Consider the following 3,243-nt stretch of genomic DNA (forward strand, 5'->3'; position numbering starts at 1 on the left):
GCCATACGGATACAATTCGTTTTATGTCGGCATAGACTCACTCGTCAGACTTGGTCACAATGATTTGGTGGTAACATTACAGAACTTTGACAAACAATCAAGATGGTATCCCGGAGCAGGATTGTATCGTAATGTACACTTGATAAAAACCAATCGAGTACATATCCCAGTATGGGGTACATACATTACCACACCGGACATAAAAGAAGATTACGCTTCAGTCAATCTTGTTATGGAAATTGACGGAGTGAGGCAGTTTGACCAATCTCCTTATGGAGAAACCGTAGATGTATCTACAACTATTTTTTCACCGGAAGGTGTTGAAGTAGCTAAAGATGCGACAAAATATTATGCCCGTGGACAGGAGTTGTCTCAAAAGTTCATAGTCAAAAATCCTGCTTTGTGGTCACCTGAAACTCCTAATTTATATATAGCCAAGACTCAACTTTCTGTTGATGGTAATGTAGTTGATACATATGAAACCCGTTTTGGTATCCGTAAATTAGAATATATACCGAATAAAGGTTTCTTCCTTAATGATATACCAACAAAATTCAAAGGTGTATGTAATCATCATGATCTCGGACCTCTCGGAGCTGCGGTAAATGAATCTGCTTTACGCCATCAAGTGTCGTTACTGAAAGAGATGGGAGCCAATGCAATACGAACCGCTCATAATATGCCTGCTCCGGAACTTGTACGAATCTGTGACGAAATGGGCATGATGCTTATGGTTGAGCCTTTCGATGACTGGGGTTTTCGTCCTAAATCCGAAAATGGCTACGGTAAATTTTTTAATGAATGGGCACAACGGGATGTAACGAATATGGTAAAACAGTATCGTTCAAATCCTTCTGTAGTTATGTGGTCAATAGGTAATGAAGTCCCTTCTCAATGGGGAAAGCCTGGAATGGACGAATTACTTATGCTTCAAAGTCTTGTACATAGACTTGATGCTACACGACCTGTGACTTGTGGCATGGATCAAATTGGTTCCGTTTTGGATAATGGCTACGCGGCGGCACTTGATATTCCGGGATTTAATTATAAACCACAGTATTATCAGATGGCATATAGGCGTCTTCCGCAAAAACTTATACTCGGTAGTGAAACTGCATCTACAGTATCTTCACGAGGGCAATATATGTTCCCGGTGATACCTGTGGCAGATATGAAATACGAGAGCCACCAATCATCATCTTATGGAACTGAATACTGTAGTTGGAGCAACATCCCAGACTTTGATTTTGCGGCAGATGATGATTTCCCTTGGATGATAGGTCAATTTGTATGGACTGGATTTGATTACCTTGGAGAACCATCTCCTTATGATACTGATGCATGGCCCAACCATTCAAGCATGTTTGGCATATTCGATTTGGCAAGTCTGCCAAAAGACATCTTCTATCTCTACCGCTCACAGTGGCGCAAGGATAGTCCTACGCTTCATATCCTACCCCATTGGAATTGGGCTGGACGCGAGGGCAAGATAACTCCTGTCATGGTTTACACGTCATATCCAGAAGCCGAACTTTTTATTAATGATAAATCACAGGGCCGACGCAAAAAAGATACCTCAATTGAGGCAAGCAGGATACGTGATGGATGGAAAGAGTATAATGACTATACACTTCAACATCGAGCCGAAGATGCGTCCAAGCTAATGAACCGATACAGGCTAATTTGGGATGAGATTGTGTACGAACCGGGAGAAGTTAAAGTGGTGGCCTACGATGACAAGGGCAATGCGGTGGCAGAGGAGGTTATACGCACGGCTGGTAAACCTCATCATATTGTTCTTACATCTCATCGTACAGAATTGAATGCAAATGGAGATGATCTCGCTTATATTACTGTACAAGTGGCCGATAAAGATGGGAATATTATTCCTACTGATAATCGCTTAGTCAAATTTGAAGTAACCGGTAATGGCTCATTTGAGGCTACTGCCAATGGCGATCCTACATGTTTAATGTCATTCCAAAAACCAGAAATGAAACTATTTAGTGGAGCTGCCACTGCTATTATCCGCTCTGCAAAAAAGACTGGCAATGTGACATTGAAGGCTTCCGCAAAAGGTATAAAAGATGGAATAATAACTATTCCTGTTAGATAGTGATATCAGGATGATAAGGTAAAAAAGATTGTTTAAGGTTTGATTGAGGGGGGGTATTCTTTTCCTCCCTCAATTTTTAAAATTCCAAGAAAAAAATTAATCACATATGGAACTAACAGAAAAAATTCACAAAAAATTCACCGGTTTGTTTGGTAACGGTGGAACATTCTATGCCTCAGCAGGACGTATCAATCTAATCGGCGAGCATACAGATTACAACGGAGGCTTCGTATTTCCCGGAGCTATTGACAAGGTGATAATGGCTGAAATCAAGCCAAATGAATCAGACTGTGTTCGTGTAATCTCTCTTGATCTTAACGAGAAAGCAGAGTTTGGTCTTAATGAGGAAGATGCTCCTAAGGAAAGCTGGGCACGCTACATCTTTGGTGTATGCCGTGAAATACTCAAACGTGGTGGTACAGTCAAGGGGTTCGATGCAGTTTTTGCAGGAAATGTTCCTCTTGGAGCCGGACTCAGTTCCTCGGCTGCACTCGAAAGCTGTTTCGCTTTCGCAATCAACGATATGTTCAATGAGAATAATATCGACAAGTTTGAACTTGCGAAAATCGGTCAATCAACGGAACACAACTACTGCGGCGTGAATTGTGGAATTATGGATCAATTCGCTTCTGTAATGGGACAGAAAGGGAAACTCATGCGTCTTGACTGCCGCTCAATGGAATTTGAATACTATCCATTCAATCCCGAAGGTTATAAACTGGTGCTCGTTGACTCAGTGGTAAAACATGAACTCGCCGATTCTCCATACAATAAGCGTCGCCAGTCGTGCGAGCGTGTGGCAAAACGCCTCGGTATCGAAACTCTGCGTGATGCAACAATGGATATGCTAAAGGCAATCCGCACCGACATTACTGCAGAGGATTACTTCCGTGCCAAGTTCGTCATTGAGGAAAAAGACCGTGTACTCGCAGTTTGTGACGCATTGGTTGCCAGTGACTATACGACTGTAGGACAGAAGATGTATGAGACTCATAAGGGGCTTTCTGAGGACTACGAAGTGAGCTGCGAAGAATTGGACTTCCTCAATGAAGTGGCAAAAGAATGTGGTGTCACTGGCTCCCGTATAATGGGGGGCGGCTTCGGTGGCTGTACCATAAATCTCGTAA

2 protein-coding genes are annotated in these 3,243 nt (G+C 42.4%); both read left to right on the top strand.

Translation table 11 applies throughout. The features are described from left to right. On the top strand, positions 1-2,116 hold a 2,116-nt coding region (locus JX312_RS10950), incomplete at its 5' end, for a glycoside hydrolase family 2 TIM barrel-domain containing protein (protein WP_204458023.1). A 106-nt stretch (positions 2,117-2,222) separates the two neighbouring features. Then, positions 2,223-3,243 (top strand): galactokinase (gene galK / locus JX312_RS10955; protein WP_204458024.1); only part of this gene is annotated, 1,021 nt, incomplete at its 3' end.

Source organism: Barnesiella sp. CU968 (genome assembly GCF_905219685.1).
GTDB classification, from domain to species: Bacteria; Bacteroidota; Bacteroidia; order Bacteroidales; family Muribaculaceae; genus Lepagella; species Lepagella muris_A.